Origin of the sequence: Sphingomonas sp. BK036 (assembly GCF_004216825.1) — a bacterium.
GTDB lineage: Bacteria > Pseudomonadota > Alphaproteobacteria > Sphingomonadales > Sphingomonadaceae > Sphingomonas.
Genome location: NZ_SGXR01000008.1, coordinates 60,305 through 81,796, shown reverse-complemented (window position 1 = coordinate 81,796; position 21,492 = coordinate 60,305). Strand labels below are relative to the sequence as shown.

Annotated in this window: 23 protein-coding genes; 20 read left to right on the top strand and 3 right to left on the bottom strand. The window is 66.3% G+C overall.

Features of this window, described 5'->3' with window-relative positions; genetic code table 11:
• The first annotated feature begins 36 nt into the window (after positions 1–36).
• From EV283_RS17295 to EV283_RS17265, 7 genes are all read left to right on the top strand, one after another.
• On the top strand, positions 37–444 hold the full coding sequence (locus EV283_RS17295; protein ID WP_130327529.1) for a DUF6152 family protein: 408 nt from the start codon (positions 37–39) through the stop codon (positions 442–444).
• Between the two features lie 28 nt (positions 445–472).
• Complete coding sequence (locus EV283_RS17290; RefSeq protein WP_242616048.1) at positions 473–1,192, top strand: hypothetical protein; 720 nt, start codon at positions 473–475, stop codon at positions 1,190–1,192.
• Between the two features lie 32 nt (positions 1,193–1,224).
• Positions 1,225–2,172 (top strand): hypothetical protein, encoded by a 948-nt coding sequence (locus EV283_RS17285; RefSeq protein ID WP_130327525.1) that lies wholly within the window; start codon positions 1,225–1,227, stop codon positions 2,170–2,172.
• A gap of 26 nt (positions 2,173–2,198) precedes the next feature.
• Entirely contained in the window at positions 2,199–2,723 is a 525-nt protein-coding gene (locus EV283_RS17280) for an ester cyclase (protein ID WP_130327523.1), read from the top strand.
• A gap of 108 nt (positions 2,724–2,831) precedes the next feature.
• Positions 2,832–3,320, top strand: a complete 489-nt coding sequence (locus EV283_RS17275) for a DUF6644 family protein (RefSeq protein WP_130327521.1) — start codon at positions 2,832–2,834, stop codon at positions 3,318–3,320.
• Between the two features lie 28 nt (positions 3,321–3,348).
• Entirely contained in the window at positions 3,349–3,864 is a 516-nt protein-coding gene (locus EV283_RS17270) for a DUF6644 family protein (RefSeq protein ID WP_242616047.1), read from the top strand.
• A gap of 196 nt (positions 3,865–4,060) precedes the next feature.
• Positions 4,061–5,011, top strand: coding sequence for a VOC family protein (locus EV283_RS17265; protein ID WP_130327519.1), 951 nt, complete (start codon positions 4,061–4,063; stop codon positions 5,009–5,011).
• Positions 5,012–5,430: 419 nt separating this feature from the next.
• On the opposite strand, the gene EV283_RS17260 is transcribed toward EV283_RS17265, so the two are convergent.
• The 3 genes from EV283_RS17260 to EV283_RS19620 form a co-directional block, all read right to left on the bottom strand.
• On the bottom strand, positions 5,431–6,639 hold the full coding sequence (locus EV283_RS17260) for an MFS transporter (protein ID WP_130327517.1): 1,209 nt from the start codon (positions 6,637–6,639) through the stop codon (positions 5,431–5,433).
• A gap of 188 nt (positions 6,640–6,827) precedes the next feature.
• Positions 6,828–7,526, bottom strand: coding sequence for a fumarylacetoacetate hydrolase family protein (locus EV283_RS17255; protein WP_347400229.1), 699 nt, complete (start codon positions 7,524–7,526; stop codon positions 6,828–6,830).
• Positions 7,527–7,817 (bottom strand): hypothetical protein, encoded by a 291-nt coding sequence (locus tag EV283_RS19620; RefSeq protein WP_347400228.1) that lies wholly within the window; start codon positions 7,815–7,817, stop codon positions 7,527–7,529.
• Between the two features lie 200 nt (positions 7,818–8,017).
• Between EV283_RS19620 and EV283_RS17250 the strand changes: the two genes are divergently transcribed.
• The 13 genes from EV283_RS17250 (at position 8,018) to EV283_RS17195 (ending at position 21,492) form a co-directional block, all read left to right on the top strand.
• Positions 8,018–8,449 (top strand): DUF6152 family protein, encoded by a 432-nt coding sequence (locus EV283_RS17250; protein WP_242616046.1) that lies wholly within the window; start codon positions 8,018–8,020, stop codon positions 8,447–8,449.
• 14 nt (positions 8,450–8,463) lie between these two features.
• A complete protein-coding gene (locus tag EV283_RS17245; RefSeq protein WP_130327515.1) occupies positions 8,464–9,390 on the top strand; it encodes a hypothetical protein in 927 nt (308 codons plus the stop codon).
• A gap of 29 nt (positions 9,391–9,419) precedes the next feature.
• Positions 9,420–9,983, top strand: coding sequence for a nuclear transport factor 2 family protein (locus EV283_RS17240; protein WP_130327513.1), 564 nt, complete (start codon positions 9,420–9,422; stop codon positions 9,981–9,983).
• Between the two features lie 162 nt (positions 9,984–10,145).
• On the top strand, positions 10,146–10,766 hold the full coding sequence (locus EV283_RS17235; protein ID WP_130327511.1) for a TonB-dependent receptor: 621 nt from the start codon (positions 10,146–10,148) through the stop codon (positions 10,764–10,766).
• A gap of 663 nt (positions 10,767–11,429) precedes the next feature.
• Entirely contained in the window at positions 11,430–12,185 is a 756-nt protein-coding gene (locus EV283_RS17230; RefSeq protein WP_207223177.1) for a hypothetical protein, read from the top strand.
• Entirely contained in the window at positions 12,182–12,304 is a 123-nt protein-coding gene (locus EV283_RS19590) for a hypothetical protein (protein ID WP_278044240.1), read from the top strand. Before EV283_RS17230 ends, EV283_RS19590 begins: the two co-directional genes overlap by 4 nt.
• Positions 12,301–12,996, top strand: coding sequence for an autotransporter outer membrane beta-barrel domain-containing protein (locus tag EV283_RS17225; RefSeq protein WP_207223194.1), 696 nt, complete (start codon positions 12,301–12,303; stop codon positions 12,994–12,996). Before EV283_RS19590 ends, EV283_RS17225 begins: the two co-directional genes overlap by 4 nt.
• Positions 12,997–13,156: 160 nt before the next feature.
• Positions 13,157–14,272, top strand: a complete 1,116-nt coding sequence (locus tag EV283_RS17220; protein WP_130327509.1) for a DNA repair exonuclease — start codon at positions 13,157–13,159, stop codon at positions 14,270–14,272.
• The gene (locus tag EV283_RS17215; protein WP_130327507.1) at positions 14,269–16,902 is read left to right on the top strand and encodes an AAA family ATPase; all 2,634 of its coding nucleotides are present in this window, start codon (positions 14,269–14,271) and stop codon (positions 16,900–16,902) included. Before EV283_RS17220 ends, EV283_RS17215 begins: the two co-directional genes overlap by 4 nt.
• A gap of 135 nt (positions 16,903–17,037) precedes the next feature.
• Positions 17,038–19,311 carry a TonB-dependent siderophore receptor gene (locus EV283_RS17210; RefSeq protein ID WP_130327505.1) on the top strand — a complete coding sequence of 758 codons (2,274 nt, stop codon included), beginning with the start codon at positions 17,038–17,040 and terminating at the stop codon, positions 19,309–19,311.
• 11 nt (positions 19,312–19,322) lie between these two features.
• Positions 19,323–19,622, top strand: coding sequence for a hypothetical protein (locus EV283_RS17205; protein ID WP_130327503.1), 300 nt, complete (start codon positions 19,323–19,325; stop codon positions 19,620–19,622).
• Positions 19,619–21,211, top strand: coding sequence for a PepSY-associated TM helix domain-containing protein (locus EV283_RS17200; protein WP_130327501.1), 1,593 nt, complete (start codon positions 19,619–19,621; stop codon positions 21,209–21,211). The genes EV283_RS17205 and EV283_RS17200 overlap by 4 nt, the downstream gene beginning before the upstream one ends.
• Positions 21,208–21,492, top strand: coding sequence for a DUF3325 domain-containing protein (locus tag EV283_RS17195; RefSeq protein ID WP_130327499.1), 285 nt, complete (start codon positions 21,208–21,210; stop codon positions 21,490–21,492). The genes EV283_RS17200 and EV283_RS17195 overlap by 4 nt, the downstream gene beginning before the upstream one ends.

Below are 21,492 nucleotides of genomic sequence, written 5' to 3'. Positions count from 1 at the left end.
GCCCCGGCGCCGACCCTGCACGCCTGGAGTATCATCATGAATGCGTTGAAGGCATCCCGGTTTTGCTGGCCCGTGCTGGCTGCGAGCGTCGGCTTCGTGGCTGGGCCCGCGATCGCACATCATTCCTTCGCAGCCTATGACATGAACCAGACCGTGTCGGCGGAAGGGACGCTCAAGGAATTTCGTTGGGGTGCGCCGCACTCCTCGATGGTCGTGATCTACCTGGAGAAGGGCAAGGAAAAGCAGATGTCGATCATCAGCGGCAGTCCGCTGATGTTCTCCAAGCAGGGACTGACGCCGCGCGATTTCAAGCGCGGCGACAAGGTAAAGGTCACGTTTCACCCCAATATCAGCGGCCAGCCGGGCGGCGCGATGGCGAGCGTGAAACTGGCGAGCGGCAAGAGCTTTTCGGACACCGAAGCGGCCCGTGCCGGCGGCAATTAAAGGGTGCGACATGGCGATTAGTCACAAAATGACCCGACGGATTGTGCGCATTGCGCTGGCGGGCACGGTGCTAGGTGTCGCTGGCATGGCCTGCGCTCAGTCGGCGCCGCCGATGGGCGCGAACCTGGAGGGCGTGTGGAAGATCGCGACGCCGACGACGGTGCTCAAGCCGATTGCCGGCGCGGTGCCGTTCACCGCGGAGGGGCGCAAGGCCTATGAGGCGAACAAGACGCTCAGGGCGCAACGCAAGTTCGACGACTACGACATCACGCTCTCGCGCTGCTCGAACCCAGGCGTGCCGCGGCTCGCCCTGACGCCGATGCGGTTCAAGATCTGGAACCGGCAGGGTGTCGTGACCTTCGATTACGAATGGAACCGCGCGCTCCGCCAGATCAATGTCGGGGTTCCGCCCCAGCCGGATCTGATGGGGCAGGGGCTCGTGCCGACGATGACCGGCAAGTCCAAAGGGCATTGGGAAGGCGATACTTTGGTCTCGGTCATGCAGGGCGGATCGGATCGTACGCTGATCGATGACCTGGTGCCGCACGGCTATGACCTGAAAGTCACCGAACGCTACCGCCTCGTCGACGCCGACACGCTCGAAGATCGTATCACGATCGAGGATCCGGCGTTCTTCACCCAGCCGTGGAGCGCGGTCGTGACCTACAAACGGCAACCCGACGCAGTCTTCGCCGAGGACGTCTGCCTCGATCGGCTTGCCGCGAAGCAGCCTGCGTTTTCCAAATGACGCGGCCGCACCCTGATCTGGAGCCTCTCCGCATGACGACCCGCTTCCCGTTTTCCGTCACGCCGATCGCCGCGCTCATGCTGGCCGTGACCCCCGCATCGGTCCAGGCTCAGCAGGGCCCGCCGGGACCGCCGCCCGCGGGTGGCCAGATACAGTTGCCGCCGGGCGCCTCGGGTGGTCCTCCGCCGGGTGCGCTTACCGAACGGGTGCTGACCGATGCGCAGAAGATCGTCGCCGATCTGCCACCACCGGGGCCCGGCCTGATACCGCCTCGGCCGCCATTGCCCGCCGATGCGGTCATGCCCACGGCGGATCCGCGCGACCTGCAGGGGACGTGGGTCAACAACCAGCCGCTCCAGTTTCGGTCGCAACGCGACATGTACGGCGCACCCGCGCCCTACACGATGGCAGGCGCCAAGGTTCTGGCGCGCCGCGTGAATTCGCTCAAGGTCGGCAAGCCGTTCATCAACGCGTCGGCGGTCTGCCGCCCACCGGGGCCGCAATGGCAGCGCGATCTGAATTTCCCGTTCTCGATCATCCAGAACAAGGATCATGTCGAGGTCCTGTTCGAGGAATATCACGGCCGCTGGTATATCTCGCTCGATCCGCAGGGCGTGAAGCTGCCGACGCAGAAGCAATATATGGGCCGCTCGATCGGGCATTGGGACGGCGGCACGCTCGTCGTCGAGACGTCCGACTTTAAACAGGCGATCTGGCTCGACGTCGACGGGACGCCGTTGTCGGCGGACGGCAAGTTGATCCAGCGGATGCGCAAGGTGAGCGACGGCGGTCAGATGCCGTTCCTCGAAGTCGTCACGACGATCGTCGACCCGACCTATTATACGGCGCCGTGGACGATCGTGCGGACCTTCGGCTGGTCGCCGCACCAGGCGGTGTTCGCCGAGTATAATTGCGAGGAGCAGCTCGGCGATCCGAACGTCAGCGCCGATGCCGGCCTCGTTCCCGAACCGCGAGACTGATCGTGGTGCGCAACTCAGGAGACATCATGCCGAAGATCATTGCCACGCTCAAACCGGCCGGCATTGCGTATGCCGCGTTGCTGGCGGCCGCATCGCCAGCCTTTGCGCACGACGTACCGGCGGAGGCCGCGAACAAGCAGGTCGTGCTCGATTTCTACCAGGCGCTCAATACCGCCGACGCATCGGGCACCACGAGCACGCAGATCCAGGCGATCGCCGAGAAATATCTCAGCCCCGACTATGTCCAGCATGCCGAACAGTTGGCCAATTTGCCAGGACCGGGGACCCCGCGCGACAAGCTGATCCGGATGTTCCAGGCCATGCCGGCGATGAAGGCGATGCCAGCGCCCCGGACGATCTCGGTGATGGCAGAGGGCGACCGGGTCATGATGCTGACCGCGCGCGAGCTTCCCGATCCCGCCACGGGGCGGCTCAAACAAGCCTATATCTTCAACATGTTCCGGGTGAAGAACGCCAAGCTGGTCGAGCATTGGGATGTCGGCACGCCGATCATGCCGACGCCGGGTGCCGGCGCGCCGCCCAGCCCGTAAAGCGCCGCGCCGGCAGCAGCTTCTCCGACAGGAGCGTCGTCGACACGAGCCTCCATCATGCGAGGCTCGCGGCGTCCGGGATACGCGCACATCTTAGGATAGCAGATCATGTCAGTCGCGAAGTTCGCCAACCACCTTTACGGCACCCCGCTCAGCACGGGGATCCGCGAGACCAGCTGGATCATCCCCGGGGTGCAGAGCATCCACATCATCGCGATCGCAGGCGTCGTCGGCGCGGCGATGGTGATGGACCTGCGGCTGGCGGGCGTGCTGGCGACCGACGAGGCGCCGCGCGCGGTGGTGAAGCGGCATCTGCCGTGGATGTGGTCGTCGCTAGCGTTGCTGCTGGCGAGTGGGTTCGTCCTCGGGCTCGGCGAGCCCTACCGCGTGCTGATGAACCCGGTGTTCTGGGCGAAGATGGCGCTGGTGCTCACCGGCTTCGTGCTGACCCTGCTGTTCCGCTATCCGATCCTGCATCCCGACTACCGGATCGAGCATGCGCGCGCCGCCGCGTTGATCAGGCCGCTGGCCTGGGCGTCGCTCGCGATCTGGGTGGCGGTCGTCTTCTGCGGTCGCTGGATCGCCTACTACCAGTGACACCCCTCATTCTTCCGGAGACCATGCCATGATGCCGGACACCGTGCCGCCCAACGCGCTCATGCAGACGCTGTACGATTCCACGATCGGGACCACCGTTCGCGAGAGCGCGACGCTGTTTCCGTGGATCGAGAGCGTCCACGTCCTGATGATTACGGCGGTCGTCGGCACGATCGCGATCGTCGACCTGCGGCTGATCGGCGTGGCCTCGCACCGCCGCGGCGCGCGCCAGCTGATCGTCGACATGCTGCCCTTCACTTGGGTCGCGTTCGTGCTCGCGCTGATCTCGGGGACGTTGCTCTTTCTGTCGAACGCGACCGGCTATTATGAAAGCATGCCGTTCCGCTTCAAGCTGCTCACGATCCTGGTCGCGGGGATCAACATGGCGATCTTCCACCTGACCGCGTATCGCCGGATCGGCGACTGGGACGACCGGCTGCCGACACCGCGCGCCGCGAAGATCGCGGGGTTCAGCTCGCTCACGCTCTGGCTGGTGATCGTCTTCCTCGGCCGCTGGATCGGCTATTCCTACCCGCTCGCCTGACCGATCCGCACGGTGCGCGGATGCGGCGGAAAGACTGCTGAAATTGCCAGGTTTAAATTGACCATATAGTTCAATAATGACTATAAAGGTCATAATGAGCAGGGTGGGTGGCGGTCGGTTTTCCCCCGCCGCGATCGCCCCGACCCCGAAACCTGCGCGTGCGAAAACGTGCGGCAACAACGCGGAGTGGATACCGATGAGCATCGCGAAAGCAGTCGATGTGGCGTATGTGCGATTCAGCGCGCCCGACCTCGCCAAGATGCAGAATTTCTTGCTGGACTTCGGCATGGTCGACTCGGTGTCCGATCAGGCGCCCGATCGCTTGTTCATGCGCGGCACCGGCCGGGCGCCGTTCGTCCATGCGACCGAGCTCGGTGAACCCGGTTTCAAGGCACTGGGGATCTGGGTTCGCGACCGCGCCGATCTCGAGGCGCTGGCGGCGCACGACGGCGCCTTGGTCGAGCCGCTCGATGCACCCGGCGCTGGGCTCGTGGTGCGGCTCACCGACCCGGACGGTTTCCTGATCGAGGCGGTCGCCGAGCAGGAGACGCTGCCGCAGGTCGAACGGACGCTGCCCTATCCGATGCCGTGGAATCACGGTGGCGAACATCCCCGCATCGGCAGCTTTCGCCGCGTCCGTCAGGGGGCGTCGCACGTCCAGCGGCTTGGTCACTGCGTGTTCGGCGTATCCAATTTTCGGCGGTCCGAGCAATGGTACAAGGAGCGCTTCGGCTTCGTCACCTCGGACGAGATTCAGCCCGAGCCGGGTGTCGCGATCGGTGCCTTCATGCGCGCGGATCGGGGCGATGAACCGTGCGATCACCACACCATCTTCCTGTTCCAGCCGCCCAAAGGCCCGCCCGAGTTCATGCACTCGGCGTTCGAGGTGGCCGATGTCGATGATCTGATGGCGGGGCATGATTTCCTGATCCAGGCAGGCTGGCATCAGCATTGGGGCGTCGGCCGGCACATTCTGGGAAGCCAGATCTTCGACTACTGGAATGATCCATGGGGTCACGAGATCGAGCATTGGACCGACGGTGACCAGCTGCGCACCGCCGATGGCGGCGGCATCGCGGGTCTTGATCAGCTTCTTGGCGGCCAATGGGGACCGCCCAACCCGGTGTTCGAAAAACTAGGCAAGTAACGCGCTGCGCTGGCATCAGGCGGCCAGTGCCTTCGCCTTTACCGAGCGCGGCGCTCAGGTCGGCGCGATCGTGCGTAGGCCGCAGGTGGCATTGGCGCGGCTCGAGGCACTGGCGCACACAAGGCCGACCGAAGTCGTGATAAAGCGTGACAGGGCAGGGATGACGCTGCGATCGTGAGCGCAGGCCGTGATCGCCGTGCACTGTTGCTTGGTGCGGCGGCATCGGTGCCGGTGCCCGCCTGGGCGACGCGGCCCGATCGGGCCGCCTTTGACTGAAGGCCGGCGAGGTCCAGACCATCCGCAGCTGCCCGCTGTACATGCTTGATGCGCAGGAACCGATCGCCGAGATCAAAGGGCCCCCGCCCGGGATACTTCAATCCTGGCGGATCGCCCTAGGGTGAGCAGTCGCGGGTTCGGGCTCAGCCGGCCGCCAATGTCTCCGGTGGCGTCGATCCGCGGACGCGGCTGGCGAGCGCGATCGCGGCGGCGACGAGGCACAGGATACCGAGGATTTGCAACGTGGCCGGCAGGTTGCCGCCATTATGGCCGCGCATGAATGCGACCGCCTGGCTGCTCAGCGGCTGGCCGAGCCACCATCCGCTCATGAACATCCCCGTGCCGCGACCGCGAACCTCGAACGGCAGTCGGCCCATCGCCGAGACGACCAGCGCGGGCAGCAGCATGCCCGAGCCGATCTGGTTCATGACCAGCCACGTCGTGAACAGCTGCGGCGTCGGCGAATAGTTCATCAGCACGTACGAGACGCCGAGCAGCCCGAACGCGATCAGCAGCTGGGTCGGCGTGATGAAGCGCGCGGTGAAACGCCGGTAGAGCAGCGTACCGCCTGCGACCGACAGTCCGGCCAATCCGCTGTACAGGCCGAGCGCGCTCGTCGAGCTGATCCCGTAATACTCGCTCAGCATGCTGCTGACCTGGATCTGCATCGTGAAGAACATCGTGCCGCCGAAGATGGCAACCAGCGAGATCGGCAGGATGGTGCTCCACGGGAAGCGGGCGCCGGGTGCGGCGAACTCCTCGAGCGGCTCGTCGCTCTTGCGCGGTTCCCAGGTCCAGAGGAGGAGCGCGATCGCAAAGACGATGCTGACGCCGTACGCGGCGAAGGCACCGCGCCAGCCAAAGCTGCCCAGTGCGCCGCCCAGCAGTGCAAGGAAGATCGACGACAGCGAGGCGACCGCGGTCTGGTTGGCGAGCCATTTCTCACGGTCACGGCCGTGGAAATAGTCGCCGATCAGCGTCGTGCTGGAGATCACGACGAGCGCCTCCATCGCGCCGAGCACCACGCGGCTGACGATGATCGCGGTCAGGCTTTCGAGGAAGATCGGCAGGATGCCGACGATCGAGTAGATCACCAGCGCGCCGATGCAGGTCTTGCGCCGCCCGAAAAAGTCGACGACGACGCCGGCGACGGGCGAGAGCACCGCCACGCACAACGCCGGCAGGGTCAGCATCAGCGGGATCAGATAGTCGACGCCGGGGACGTCACGGAAATGCGCCATCATCGCGGGCAGGATCGGCACCAGCACGATAAGGCCCATGACCGCCATCGTGATCGGCAGGAGCAGCAAGATGCCCTGCAAGGTGCCGGCCTGGCGTTCGGTGGTGATCATAGGCGTGATTTCCCTCGACGAGGCTGGACGTCGCGCGCGATCGCGAGCCTTGGGGCGCGATCGAGCGGAATCCTGCCAGATGCATCATGTCGGATTAGGTTGGGCAGCGGGTGCGAGTTAGGTGTAAATACTCGGCGGGACGGCGGTAGGCGTCGAGGACAATGGCCGGCACAACCACCAGTGACCGGCTAGCCGATGTCGGCGCGCACATAGCGTTGCTCGATCGCGCCGAAGATCGACCGTCCGTCGGTATCTAACATCTCGATGCGCACGCGGTCGCCGAATTTCAGATACGGCGTTCTCGGCGCGCCTTCGTCGACGAGTTCGATCGCGCGACGCTCGGCAATGCAGGCCGATCCCACCTCGCGGAAATTCTCGTTCGAAATCGTGCCCGTGCCGATCAGCGTGCCCGCCGCCAGATTGCGCGTCCGCGCGGCGTGGCTGATCAGCTCGCCGAACGAGAAGCCCATGGCGCCGCAGTCCGGACGGCCGAACGCCGCGTCGTTCCAGTGTATGTGGAGCGGCAGGTGGACCCGGCCGTCGCGCCATGCGTCCCCCAGCTCGTCGGGCGTCACCGCCACCGGTCCGAACGTCGTCGCGCCCTTCGATTGCAGAAAGCCGAAGCCGGTCTTCAAATCCTTCGCCGCGAGCGATCGCAGGCTGGTGTCGTTCGCCATCGTCAGCAGGCGGATATGGCGGTCGGCCTGCGCAACGGTCGTGCCCATCGGTACCCGGTCGAGGATCGCGACCAGCTCGGCCTCGAAATCCATCCCGTCCTCTTCCGACGGCAGGGGAACGTCGTCGCACGCGCCGAGCAGGTCGTCGCCCGCGCCCTGGTACATCAAGGGCACGGTGCGCTTCTCGGGCGGCGGATCGAGCCCGAACACCTATTCGAGCAGGTCGCCATGCGAGTGAAAAGCGGACGCGTCGAGCCATTGCCAGGCTCGCGGTAGCGGCGCGGCGAGCCGGCGCGTGTCGAGCGCCACCGCACCGCGCGCGTTGCCGGCGTTGAGCGCGTCGTACAGGTCCTCCAGCGCACCCGCGACCAGATCCCACTGCTCGATCGCGGTCTGCATCGTGGGGGTGATCGCAGTTGCTGCGACGGTGTGCGTCAGGTCGCGCGATACGACGTGCAGCCTGCCGTCGGGCGAACCATCCTTGCGTGTTGCCAGCTTCATGATCGTGCGCTGTCGCGTGCGTCGGCGCGCCGAGTTAGGTGCAAAGATTGCCGACGCTTCGATCCGTCCTCCGGCCGAGCTCGCGGGGCCAATTGTAGCACCTAACTCGGCGGAGTCCTGCGGTCTAAGCCGAGGCAACGCTTTGGCTCTGTGGTGCCGGCGAGACTGTGCTGTAGCCTCGGCTATTGGAACTTCGAAAGGTGACTGCGGTGAAAGTGCTGAGTTCAACCCGTATTTCGGCAGCAGTGGCGGCATCGTTGCTGGTCGCCGTAGCAATTCCCGTGGCCGCGCATCATTCGGCGGCGCCGTTCGACATGACCAGGAAGATCACCGTCAGCGGTACCGTCGAAAAGTGGGTGTGGTCGAACCCGCATTCCTGGCTCTACATCCGCACCACCAAGCCCGGCGGCGCGCAGGAAATCTGGGGGTTCGAGGCCGGCAGTGCGGGCATGCTCGCGCGCAGCGGCTGGAATTCGAGCGACATGAAGACCGGCGACAAGGTGACCGTCACCGCCAGCCCGAGCCGCAACGGCCGGCCGGTCGGCCTGATCAGCGATGTCAAGCTGGCCAACGGCAAGGTGCTGGGCGCTGGGTTCGGCGCACCGCCCCCCGGCTTCGCACCTGGTAATTGATCGGGGGGATGATCATGAAAAATCGCAAGACAGTGCTGGCGGCGATCATGGGCTCGGCCATGATGGCGCAGCCCTCGGCCGGCATCGCGCAGGCCGGTCCGCCGCCGGGGCCCCCGGGCTCGCTGGAGCGTCCGACCGCGATCCCGATGCAGGCTCCTTCGCCGAACACGATGCAGCCCGCGTCGACGGCGCTCGGATCCAAATGGTCGGACGTCACCAAGCTGCCCGATTTCTTTGCCGGCAACTGGCAGAGCGTCACCTCGTTCCTGGATCGTGAGCCGCAGACGCCGCTGACGCCGAAGGCGAAGGCCTATGCCGATGCGTTCAAGCCGATCACCGACATTCCGTTCGCCGGCGCAGGCTGCAAGACGCCGGGGATGCCGACGATCCAGCGTCTCGGTTCGCCGCTCAAGTTCTTCTTCGAGCCCGGCATGATCGCGATCTATATCGAAAACAGCAGCATGACCCGGTTCATCAAGGTCAACGGCAAGCACGCCGCGCGCCCGAACCCGAGCTATCTGGGCGACTCGATCGGCCATTTCGAGGGCAACGAATTCGTCGTCGAGAGCATCGCCTTCGCCGACGACATCCTGTTCCAGTACACCAACTTTCCGGGCAAGGGCACGAGCAACTTCGTCCTGCCGATCGAGTCGATCTTTGGCCCGCACGGACCCAATCTGCGAATGGTCGAGCGGATGAAGCTGCTCGACCCCGACACGATGGAGATCACGCTCACGATCTACGACGACACGGTCTGGACCAAGCCCTATGTCGCCAACACGCAGATCTTCAAGCGTAACCGCGGCGATGCGGGCATACCCGCCGAATGGGTTTGTGGCTCGGGCGCGGATCCGCTCGAATTCGATCCGGCGAGCAACGAATCGATCATGCAGGATCCCGCCGACGTGCTCAAGAAGCTGCAGGCGAAAGACCCAAAGTGACGTCACGACCGGTTTAGGGGGAAGATATCATGCGATATTTGACGGGGATGGTTGGGGCGTGCCTGGTACTCGCGTCCGGCGCGGTGCAGGCCCAAGGACCGGGGCCGGGGCCGGGGCCGGGGCCAGCGGCGGCAGGCGCCAGCGCAAGCGGTTTCAAGCCGACCGTCGACGACTGGGTCGGCATGAACGCTGCCGTGGACAATTATACGCTCGGTCTCGAACGCCACGACATGGCGCAGTTCGATCGCGCGTTCTGGCCCGAGGCCACGATCACCGCGCAGCCCGAACCGGGCAAGAGCTTCACGATGCCGTATCGCGCTGCGGCCATGCCACCGCCGGCCCCGCCGGGTGGAGGGCCGCTGCCCAACGCGATCGGCAATGGCAACCCGCCCTGGCATCTGTCGCTGAGCCATCACTTCGAGTTCCAGAGCCCGACGCGCGCGACGCAATATGGCTATTTCGTGAGCGTCTATCCCGATCTGAAGACGAAGACGACGATCGTCGGGCTGCCCGGCCATTACGAGGACGTCCTCGAAAAGCGCAACGGCGAGTGGCGCATCCTCCAGCGCACGACGGTGATCGGCGCTAAATAGGCCAAGGTAGAGGGCGCTTCCGACGCCCGTCTGAGCGAACACAGCGCCGGGACTGGAATAGCTTCCAGTCCCGGCGTTTTTCGTCGTTCGGCCGGTTACCAGACCGCGCAGATCAACCTTACGCCCGAAAACCCTGGCAATCCGACATTCCGCACGATTACCGTGCCGCTGCGATCCTATGGCGCGGAGCTCGAGGTGCAGGCGCGTCCCTGGGCGAACGGCACGTTCAGCCTGAACGCGTCTTACACCAATGCGCGCTATGGGGATTTCGGCATCTACAAGACCTATTTCTCGACGCAGAAGGTATCAGGCGTGCCGCCGCTCCAGGGCAACGTCGCCTATGACCACCGGATTCCGCTCGGCGGCGACGCGAGGCTGGCGCTGCGCGGCGTGGTCCGCTTCTTCACCGCACACGACCGGTCGCGGCTAACGCAGGAATGGGCAGATCTTGGCGCCGGTCCGTACGGCCATGTCAATTCGCAGGCGCTCGCCGACTTCAACGCGACGCTGATCATCACCCCGCAATTCTCGATCACCGGCTATGTCCGCAATCTCACCGACAACCGGTTCCTGCCGGACGGCTGGGCGATCGGCAGCGTCACGCCAAGCATGACCGGTCACGCCAAGCATGACCGCCGGCGGCCCGCTGCAGGTGAGCACCGACCGCGCGGCGCTCAGCGATCCACGGACGTTCGGGATGATCGTCAGCTTCCGCTACTGAATCAATGCTGCGTCGAAGGCGGGCGCGGCGGCGGCAAAGCATGCCAGCAGCGATGTCGATAGAAGCAGACTGAACTTGGACATGATCTTCCTCCCCAACTGCCCAATGTTACTTGGGTCGGTTACCGCGTCGTGCAAATGGCTTGGCCGGGCTCTTGATGGCTTGCAGATCGCGATTTGATTTCAGGCGTATGTCAGGCCATCCCCGTGGTTCATAAAGTCCTGTTGCTGGTATCTATTTCGGTACTGGATGGGCGCGCGACGATGCTGATATCGGACAGTAACACCGTGGGATGGGCCAGCTAGGTGTCTGAATTCCCTGTATCGCGACGAAGAGGCGCAGCTCGACAAACTCAAAAAGTGGACAGGATTTGCCGACGACCATGGTGGCCGAAGCGGCGCGCGCATCGGTCATCACAGGGTGCAATGCGGCATGATGCGATTATGTCTGTAAAACGCGACACCGAGTCTGGTTTTGTTTTGACCGATGTTAAGCGGCGTATAACATAGTCTGCACAGCTGGCAGGTTGGTCGTGCGGATATGCGCCGCAATCGCCACCGCCGTCGGTGAAGTGCCGAGCGGTCCCATCTCCTGCGCCCATAATCGCACGTGGAGCGTTCCCCGGCCGCCGATGATCGGATCACGTAAGTCGCTGGAAGGCGGCGAACATGATCCCGTCACCGACGGCGCCGAATTGTCGGCGATGCTTACTGCGAGGATATTGCATGCACCGGATCAAAAGCCTGGCCCTGATGGGCGCCGTACTGACGCTGGTCGCCGGATGCTCCGGCACGGGAACTGGCAACGACGCGACCGGCAACGACACCGCTGCGACCGCCGCCGCCTCGACCGGTCGCGTGCGCGGCACCGTGCAGGCGGTGACCGCCGATGCACTCACGGTGCAGACCTATGACGGCAAGACCGTCACGGTGCCGCTCGACGCCAAGACCGGCTATGCCTGGGTGGTGCCATCCAGCCTCTCGTCGCTGAAGGATGGCGACTTTATCGGCACCGCGACGACCGGCCCCAAGACCGCGCTCCGCGCCGTCGAAGTGGTGATCTTCCCGGAATCGATGCGCGGTACGGGTGAGGGGCATTATGCGTGGGATGTTCCCGGCGTCGTCGCGGCCAATGGTGGCGATTCGGCGGGATCGAGCGCGATGACCAACGGCACCGTCGATGCGCAGAGTGCGATGACCAACGGCACGGTCGAGCCCCAGAGCGCGATGACCAACGGTACGGTGACCGGTGGTGCTACGTCCGACGGCGCGGCATCGACGACTGATCGGGTGCTCTCGGTGTCTTACAAGGGCGGCAGCGTGAAGGTCGCGGTACCGGCCGGGGTGCCGATCGTCCGGTTCGACCCGACGCAGAAAACGGTCCTGGCAAAGGGCCAGAAGGTGTTCGCGGTCACACCGCCGGGCGCGAGCGCGGCAAAGTCGGTTGCGATCGGCAAGGACGGCCTGACGCCACCGATGTGAATCAGCCGGCCGGGCTGCCGCCCGGCCACTTTCACCGCCAGTCGGCCACGGGTACCGCGATGGCGCAGAGCCGCAGCTACGGCTTCCTGGGCGGCGTCGGTGTCGGCAACGCACGCTGAGCGTCGGCGGGTTTGCGGGCTATCTCAACGATCGCCAGCAGATCGACGCACTGGGCGCGCAGACCAAGCTCGACGGTGTCGTCGCGGGCGTCCATGGCCGCTATCTCACCCCGAGTGGGTTCGGCGTGACCGCATCGGTCCTCTACGATGGTGGCAAGGCCCGGACCGACCGCGCCTTGCCGGGGGCGGCGTCCGCCAACGGGCGCTATGACCTCCACAGCTGGGTCAGCGACGTCTCGGTCAGCTACGAACTCGACATGGCGTCGGACTGGACGCTTCGCCCTCGCGCGGGTGTTACCTATGTCCGCACCACGCGCGACGGCGTGGCGGAAACGGGCGGCAGTCCGTTCGCGCTGACCGTCGCACGCGACCGCCATGTCGCGGGCTTCGCCGATGCCGGCCTGTCGTTTGCACGGCCCGAAGTGTCGACGAACCCCTTCCGTCCGTTCGTGTCGCTCGGCGCGCGGTACCAGATCGAGGGGACTCGGACCGACGCGGTCGCCGGCTATGCTGGCGGCGGCCTGGGCCTCGAAGCGCTCGGCGCGCAGCGGGCGCGGCTGGTCGGCACGGCGGCGGCGGGCATCGCCTATCGCCTGCCGAGCGGACTCGACCTGTTCAGCTCGGTCGGCTCGCAGACCGGCCGTGACGATCACCAGGAGAGCCTGACCGCGGGGTTGCGACTGCGGTTCTGATGTCGGTGTCCGGGGCAACCGTGGGCGGTCTTAGGCCCGCGGTCGCTCCGGACTACCGGCTACAGCCGGACATCCACATCGCGGGTTAACTTGGCGGACCGGTACAGAGTAGGGCAGGGGGATACGTCCCACCGCGCCCCTCCATGACTAGAAAGCCTGCATGCTCCGCCTGATCCACACCGCCGACTGGCAACTCGGCAAACCCTATGGCCGCTTCGACGGCGATGTCCGTGCAGCACTCGGCGAGGCGCGGTTCGATGCGATCGCCGCGATCGGTAAGGCCGCGGTCGAGCATGGCGCTGCGCATGTGCTCGTCGCAGGCGACGTGTTCGATACCGAGGGACCGGAAGATCGCGTCATCGTGCAGGCGGTGTCGCGGATGCAGCGTTATGCGTGCACCTGGTGGCTGCTCCCCGGCAATCACGACTTCGCGCGCAACAGCGGCCTGTGGGACCGCGTCCGCGCCAAGGGGGCGGCGAACATCCGCGTCATTACCGAGGCCGTGCCGTGCGAGCTCGAACCCGGCCACTGGCTCCTCCCGGCCCCGTTGACGCACCGGCATAATCTGGACGACCCGACCGCCGTGTTCGACACGACGGAGACGCCGGGCGCGACGCTCCGCATCGGCTTGGCGCATGGGTCGATCCGGGATTTCTCGTCACGTGGCGAAGCGCAGAACCAGATCGCGCCCGATCGCGCCCAGCGGTCTCACCTGGACTATCTGGCGCTCGGCGACTGGCATGGCGCGCTACGCGTCGACGCCCGAACCTGGTATTCGGGCACGCCCGAAACCGATCGGTTCCAGCGCGACGAGCCGGGGTATGCGCTGCTCGTGACGCTCGAGCCGGGCGTCGAGCCGGTCGTGTCACCGATCCGGACGGGGCGGTTCCAGTGGCTGATGCGCGACTGGACGATCCCGGATGCGGACGGCTTTGCCGCGGCGTGCGACCGGCTGCTCGGACCGATCGAGCCGTCGGCGACGCTGCTCCAGCTGTCGCTTGCCGGGATCGTCAGCCTGTCCGACCGGATCGCGATCCTCGGCAAGCTCGAGAATGACCTGCGTCATCGCCTGCGCCATCTCGCGGTTATGGCGGACGACCTGGTCGGTCGTCCGAGCGAGCGGGATCTGGTCGATCTTCGCGTGGAGGGCATGATCGGCACCGCCGCGGCGAAGCTGATGACGATCATCGAGGCCGGCGGCAGCGACGCCGTCACCGCCAAGCGGGCGCTCGAACGCCTGTTCGTCGAATATCAGCGCGGACAGGACGCAGCATGAGCCTCAAGATCCGGCGCGTCGCGCTGACCAACTTCCGCAAGTTCCGCGATCCGTTCGTACTCGACGGGCTGACCGACGGCCTGAACGTCATCATCGAGCCCAACGAGACGGGCAAGTCGACGCTGCTCGAAGCGATGCGCGCGGCGTTCTTCATCCGTCACAACACGGCCAACCGGCTGGCGCGCAGCTATGCCCCACATGGCGAAGCCGTCGCGCCGCAGATCGAGATCGATTTCGAGGCGCAGGGCAAGGACTGGCACGTCAGCAAGCGCTTCCTGAAAAGTGCCTCGGTCGAGGTCCGCGGACCCAATGGCCGTGCGCAGGGCGAAGATGCCGAAGCCCAGCTACAGGCGTTGCTCGGCGCGCGTCGCGACACCAGCCAGGCAGGCGACGCAGCCGCGCACGGCGCGCTTGGCTTGCTCTGGGTCGGGCAGGCGCAGGCGCTCGACGTCACGCCGCCCGGCGAGATCGTCCGCGACAGCGTCCGTGCGACGCTCGAGGCCGAGGTCGGCACGATCATGGGCGGTGCCGCCTATCAGCGTGTCCGGCCCCGGATCGACAGCCAGTTCGCCGACTATTGGACCAACACCGGTCGGCCGAGCGGTCGGCAATCGGCAGCGCGGACCGAGCAGGAGGCGGCGGAGCGGGTTGCGAGCGAAGCGGCCGCGCGTCTAGCCGCGCTCGAACAGGGGTTCGTTGATCTGGAGACTGCGCGCGCGCGGCTGAAGCTGCTGGACCGCGATCTCGCCGATACGACGGACGCAGAGCGGCGAAAGGCACTGGTCGGGCAGATCGACGTGGCACGGTCTGCAGCACAATTGCGCGATACGAGGCGGGCCGAGCAAGGTCGCCTCGCCGATCAGGTCAAGTCGCTGCAGGATCTCACCGTGCGTCTCGCGGAGGCTAGGAAGGCGGTCAGCGACACAGCCGCAGCGCTTGCTAGTGCGCGGGACACGCGATCGGGTCTGGAAGAGGAGTTGGCCGGCACGCGGGAGCGCTCTGGCGCGGCGCGGGATCGGCTTGCGATGGCCCGCGACGATCGTCGTAGGGCGCATGCCGCACTCGATGCTGCCACCAGGCTGGTTGCCGCCCGAACACGGCAGGCCGAGATCGCCCACGCACGCCAGCGGAATGCCGAGTTGCTGCCGCTCGAGGCCGAACTCGCCGCAGCGCGCGCGCTTGGTGCGACTGTGATCGCCGCCGGCGTCATCAAGGCACTGGAAGACCGCGAACGCGCCGTCGACAAGGCGCGCGCGGCGGTCGAGGCCGGGGCGACCCGGGTCGAGTTCGCGGGCGACGTCAGCGGCATCGAGATCGACGGCATCCCGGCCACACCAGGCGACCGGACGCTCTCGCGCCAGACGCGTATCCGGCTTGGCGATGCCGAGGTGATCATCCGTCCGCCAGCCGGGCTCCAAAGCGCCGAGACGGCGCTCGCCAACGCCCGCGATGATCTTGCCGCGGCGCTGGCTGACCACGGCGTGGCGAGTGTCGCGGACGCCCGCGCGCGCAACGAGGCGGCGCGCGATGCCGCCGCCAACGCTCGCACGATCGAGGCGCAGATCGTCGCGGTCACGCCAGCCGTGCCGTCGCTCGGGATCGCCGCGGGGGCGTCGGCGCTGAAATCCTTCGTCGCAGGCCTGCCGGAACGCATGGAAGGGGAGGCGGGTCAGGAAGAACCAGACCTCGCCGCCTTGACCGTGACGGCGGCGGACACGGATTCCGCGCTCGCGAGGGCGGAAGGAACCGATGAGACAGCGGCGGCACAGTTGCGCGAACTGGAAGCCCGCAATGCGCCGCTGATGGTGCAGGCAGCCGGTGCCGAGCGCGATGCCGCCAACGCCGTAGCGCAGCTCGCGGCGCTGGAAGCCAAGCCCGAGGTCGCGCGGCTGGACGAGGCGCTGTCGGCGGCACGGCAGCGGGAAGCCGAGGCGTTGGTCCGTTTGCAGGATGCCGAACGGGCCGCGACCGCACATGATGTCGCGGCGATCGAACGGCAGATCGGAATATTGGACAAACGTACCGAAGTCGCCCGGACGCAGCGCATCGATCTGGAGAAGGCGATCGCCGGGCTCGAGGCGCGGATCGAGGCGGAAGGCGGCAAGGGGCTGGCGGACCGCGCCGCCGTCGCACGCGAAGAAGCGGACGCCGCCGCCGCCAACCTCGCGCGCGTCACGCAGGAGGCGGACACGCTGAAGCTGCTGCGCGACACGCTGGAAGGCGCGCGTGTGGAGACCTCGCGGACCTTCGTCGGGCCGGTGGCGCGGCGCGCGCGCCGCTACATCGAGCGACTCCTGCCCGGTGCCGATCCGAATTTCGGCGATGACCTGGGGCTGACGTCGATCGCCCGCGGCGGTCCCGGCGAAAATTGCGGTGACCTTTCCAAGGGCACCCAGGAGCAGCTCGCGGTCCTGACCCGGCTCGCCTTTGCCGACATGCTGCTCGAGCAGGGCATGCCGGTATCGCTGATCCTCGACGACCCGCTCGTCTATTCGGACGACACCCGCCTCGACCTGATGACCGAGATCCTGACCGATGCCGCGACGCGGATGCAGGTAATCCTGCTGACCTGTCGAGATCGCGCGTTCCGGCATCTCGGCAACCGCATCACGCTGACGGGAGCCCCGTAACGGTACAAGGTGGAGGGCCCTCTGACTGCCGGAAAGCGCTTCGCCCAATAGTCCGCGAAGATGACAAAAGCGTTAGATTGATAGTGACTCGCAAAAGCGAGTGACATACAGGACACCCGACAACGGGGGTTCGGTATGAGTTTTTCGAGTATTTTGCTGGCGAGTGTAGCGCTGGCCGGAGCGCCGCTTCCGGCGAACGGCGAAGAACCGGGCGCCGTTGGATCGGACGAGACGCAGAAGTCCGACGAGATCATGGTGATCGGCAAGAGCTATGGTCGCGAGGTCGGCAAGACCGTGACGCCGCTCAAAGACACGCCGAACACCATCACCGTCATCGACCGCGAGCAGATCGAGGCGCAGAACCTGTTCACGCTCGAGGACGCGCTGACCGCGACCAACGGGATCACCGTCAACGGCGTCGGCAGCGAGGATCCGTCGTTCTTCTCGCGCGGGTTCGCGATCACCAACTATCTGATCGACGGCGTACCGACGTTCGCGTTCAATTTCCCGTCCGCCGTCCCGGACCTGTTTTTCTACGACCGGCTCGAGGTGTTGCGCGGCCCGGCGGGGCTGTTCAGCGGATCGGGCAACCCGGCGGGCAGCATCAACATGATGCGGAAGCGACCGCTCGATGCGTTCAGGATGCAGGCGAGCGCCGGATATGGCAGCTATGACAATGCGCGGTTCGAGCTCGACGTTTCGACACCGATCGGCCCGCGCGCGGGTTTGCGCGTCGGCGCGATGGCGCAAGACCAAGACCAGTTTTTCGACACCGCCCACCGCAACCGCATCGGCGGGTTCGCGGTCGGTTCGCTCGAGATCGGCGCGCGCACCACGCTGACCGTCGGCGGCTATTACGATCGCTTCCGCCCGGCGGTGCAGACTGGCCTGCCGGGTATTATCGGCGGCGCGGACGGAAGCGACGGGCGGTTGCTCGACGTGATGCGGTCGACCTATCTCGGCGCCGATTGGAACCGGTTCCACGCCGAGACCTGGACCGGATTTGCCGAACTGGCACACAAGATGAGCGACCGGTGGACGTTGCGCGCGACCGGGCTGTTCACCGACGTCGATCGCGTCGACATCTACAGCTATATCGGCAACCAGCCGGTCACCGCGACCAACGGCGCGACGAACCACATCGCGTATCGCGGCGACAGCAAGCAGCAGACGCGCGCGTTCGATTTCAACGGCATCGGCAGCTTCCCGCTGTTCGGGCGCGACCAGACGCTGATCCTCGGCACCGATTATCAGGCGAGTTCGGGCACGTCCTACGCCACGAGGCTGTCCAACTATGCGCGGATCGACGTCTACAATCCGGTGTCGCCGTTCGAGCCGCCGCTGAACCCGTACGGCGCGTCGCCTTATTATCCCGTACAGGGCAGTGGCGCGACCTGTCCCGCCACCAGCACCGCGATCACGCCCGCCCCCGCCAATTGCGTCCTGCAAATCTATGGCGGCACTGCGACCGACGTCGAACAATATGGCCTTTACGGACAAATGCGGCTGAGCCCGGTCGCAGGCCTGACGCTGATCGGCGGCGGTCGCGTGACATGGTGGGATACCACGACGACCACGCTCCTGACGCCGAGCAGCGCTCTACCGCCGTCGACGCGCTATGGCGTCGACAACCGTTTCACCCCCTATGCCGGGATCGTCTGGGACGTGACGTCGCGGCTGAATCTCTATGCAAGCTACGCGGACAGCTTCACGCCACAGGCGGCACCCGTCGGACGGGCTCGTCCTGATGGGCAGCAGATCGAGCCGCTGATCGGCGCGCAATATGAGACGGGGACCAAGCTCTCGCTGATGAATGACCGGCTGCTGCTGTCGGCGGCGGCGTATCAGATCACGCAGACCAACCGCCTGTTCAACGATCCCGACATCCAGACCGTCGTGCTCCAGACCGGCAAGGTCCGCTCCCGCGGGATCGAGGCGGAGGCGAGCGGCGAGATACTCCCCGGGTGGCGGATCAATGGCGGCTACACCTACACCAGGACCAAATATCTGGAGGACCAGACCGCGGCGTTCGAAGGGTTGCCGCTGGTACCGATCGTGCCGAAGCACATGATCAAGGCATTCACCAACTATGCACCGGTCGACGGACCGCTGGCGGGCGCGAGCCTCGGCGGCAGCGTGACGTGGTTCAGCTCGACCTTCGGCGGCAACGCGGCGGTGATCAACGCCGACGGGACGCTGCGCACGCGCTCAACGATCGTCCGCCAGCCGAGCTATGCGGTGCTCGACCTGCGCGCCGGGTACAGGTTCAGCGAGCGGGTCGATGTCTCGGTCAACGTCGCCAACGTGCTCGACAAGAGCTATTATGCCCGAATCGCCGCGACCGGTCGCGGAAACTTTTACGGCAGCCCGCGCACCGCGTTCGCGACGCTCCGGTACAGCTTCGAATGACCGCGGGCGATATGCATGCCCGCGCACGCTGGGCGCGTCGCGGCGACATAGCGCTGCGCGTCGTCGCTGCGGTGCCGCTCGGCTATGCGACGGCGAGCCTGTGGGCGATGGCGATCGCGCGGCTGCTGTCCGGCGACCGCGCCGAGGCAAGCGTCACCGCTTCGCTGATCGCGCTTGCGCTGTGCGCGATCGCGGCGATCTGGGCCTTCGCCGCGCGCAGCGGCTGGCGGGCGGTCTGGACGCTCGCCGTGGCCGCCGGACTCGCGGCTGCGATCGCATGGATCTCGATCGACGCGACGGGGCGGTTATGAGCAAGGGCTTCCGGCAGTCGCAGGCATTTCTGCACACCTGGTCAGGACTGCTGCTCGGCTGGATCCTGTTCCTTGTCTTCGTCGCGGGCACGATCGCGTTCTGGCGCGAGGGGCTCAATCGCTGGATGCGGCCCGAGATCGCGCGCGTCGAACAGCCGATGCGTGTGCTCGCTGGCGCACAGGCGTACCTCGCCAGGAAGGCGCCCGACGCCAAGAGCTGGATCATCCCGGTGGCGACCGAACGATCACCGGGCGCGCAGCTGTTCTGGGTGCCGCAGCCCAAGCCTGGCGAAGAGCGCGGACGTGGACGCCGTCGAGGGCGTCGCGATACGCAGGCACTGATCGGCGCCGACGGGCAGGTCGCGCAGGCGCGCGAGACGCGGGGCGGGGAGTTCTTCTACCGGTTCCATTTCGATCTTCACTACATGCCGGTGATCTGGGCGCGCTGGCTGGTCGGGTTCGCGACGATGATGATGCTGGTCGCGATCATCAGCGGGGTCGTCACGCACAAGAAGATCTTCAAGGATTTCTTCACGCTCCGCCGCGCCAGGGGCCAGCGATCATGGCTCGATGGCCATAACGCGACCGCGGTGCTGGCGCTGCCGTTCCACCTGATGATCACTTATACGGGGCTGGTCACGTTGATGACGCTGCTGATGCCCTGGGCGGTCGTCGCGAACTACACCGATCAGAAGACGGTGTTCGCCGCGCTCTTCCCGACCGCCGCAGCCGTCGAGCGGACCGGACGTCCCGCGCCGCTGATCAACCTGCGACGGATAGCGACCGACGCGCAACACCGGCTCGGCGCGCCCGCCAGCTTTATCGAGGTCAGCAATCCCGGCGACGCCGCCGCACGCGTGACGGTCAGCCAGAGCGCCAATTCGATGCTCTCGTCCCGGACGCCGCAACTGACCTATGACGGCGTTACGGGCCGCCTCGTCTGGCGTTCACCGCCACCGGGCGCCGCTGCCGAGACCGCGGGTGCGATGGTCGGGCTCCACGCCGGACGGTTCGCGGGGAACGGCGGCCGCTGGCTATATTTCCTCTGCGGGATCGCGGGCACGCTGATGGTCGCAAGCGGCCTCGTGCTGTGGACCGTCAAGCGTCGCGAACGCCTGCCTGATCCGACTCGACCGCATATCGGATTCCGCATGGTCGAGCGGCTCAACGTCGCGGTGATCGGTGGCTTTCCGCTGGGGATCGCATGCTTCTTCTGCGCGAACCGCCTGCTTCCGGTCACGCTGCATGCACGCGCCGATTGGGAGGTGCATATGTTGTTCATCGCGTGGGCGCTGGCCGCAGCGATGGCATTCGTCGCCCGGCCAGCGCGGGTCTGGCCTTTGCTGTTCGCGGCGACCGGCGTGCTGCTCGTCGCAGTGCCGGTGTACGACGTTGCCGCGACCGATCGCGGGCTGTTCGCCATGCTGGCGATCGGAGACCTGATGATCGCGGGCATCGACGCGACGATGGCGCTATTCGGCATCGCCTTCCTCCTGCTCGCCCGCCGCGTCGCGCGCCATCGCCCCGCGGCTAGGCGCGTACGCAGCGCCCGCACCGCCGCGGCCGCCATGCTGGAGCCCGCCGAATGAGCGTCTTGTCACTTCTCCTGACCACCACCGCGTTCGGACTGCTCGGGCTCGCCACCGATGCGCATCATCGACGCCGCTTCGGGCACTGCCCGCAGGCGGCGCGGCGCAGGCTGCTGCGCAACGGCGGGTGGCTCGCGCTGGTCGGGAGCGTCGTCCCCGCGATACTTTCGCGCGGATGGATCTTCGGCCCGATCCTGTGGGCGGGCGTGGTCATGGCAGGCGCGGGGATCGCCTTCCTAGCGCTCAACGTCATTCCAGCGCGCGGCGACACCCGGTCTTGA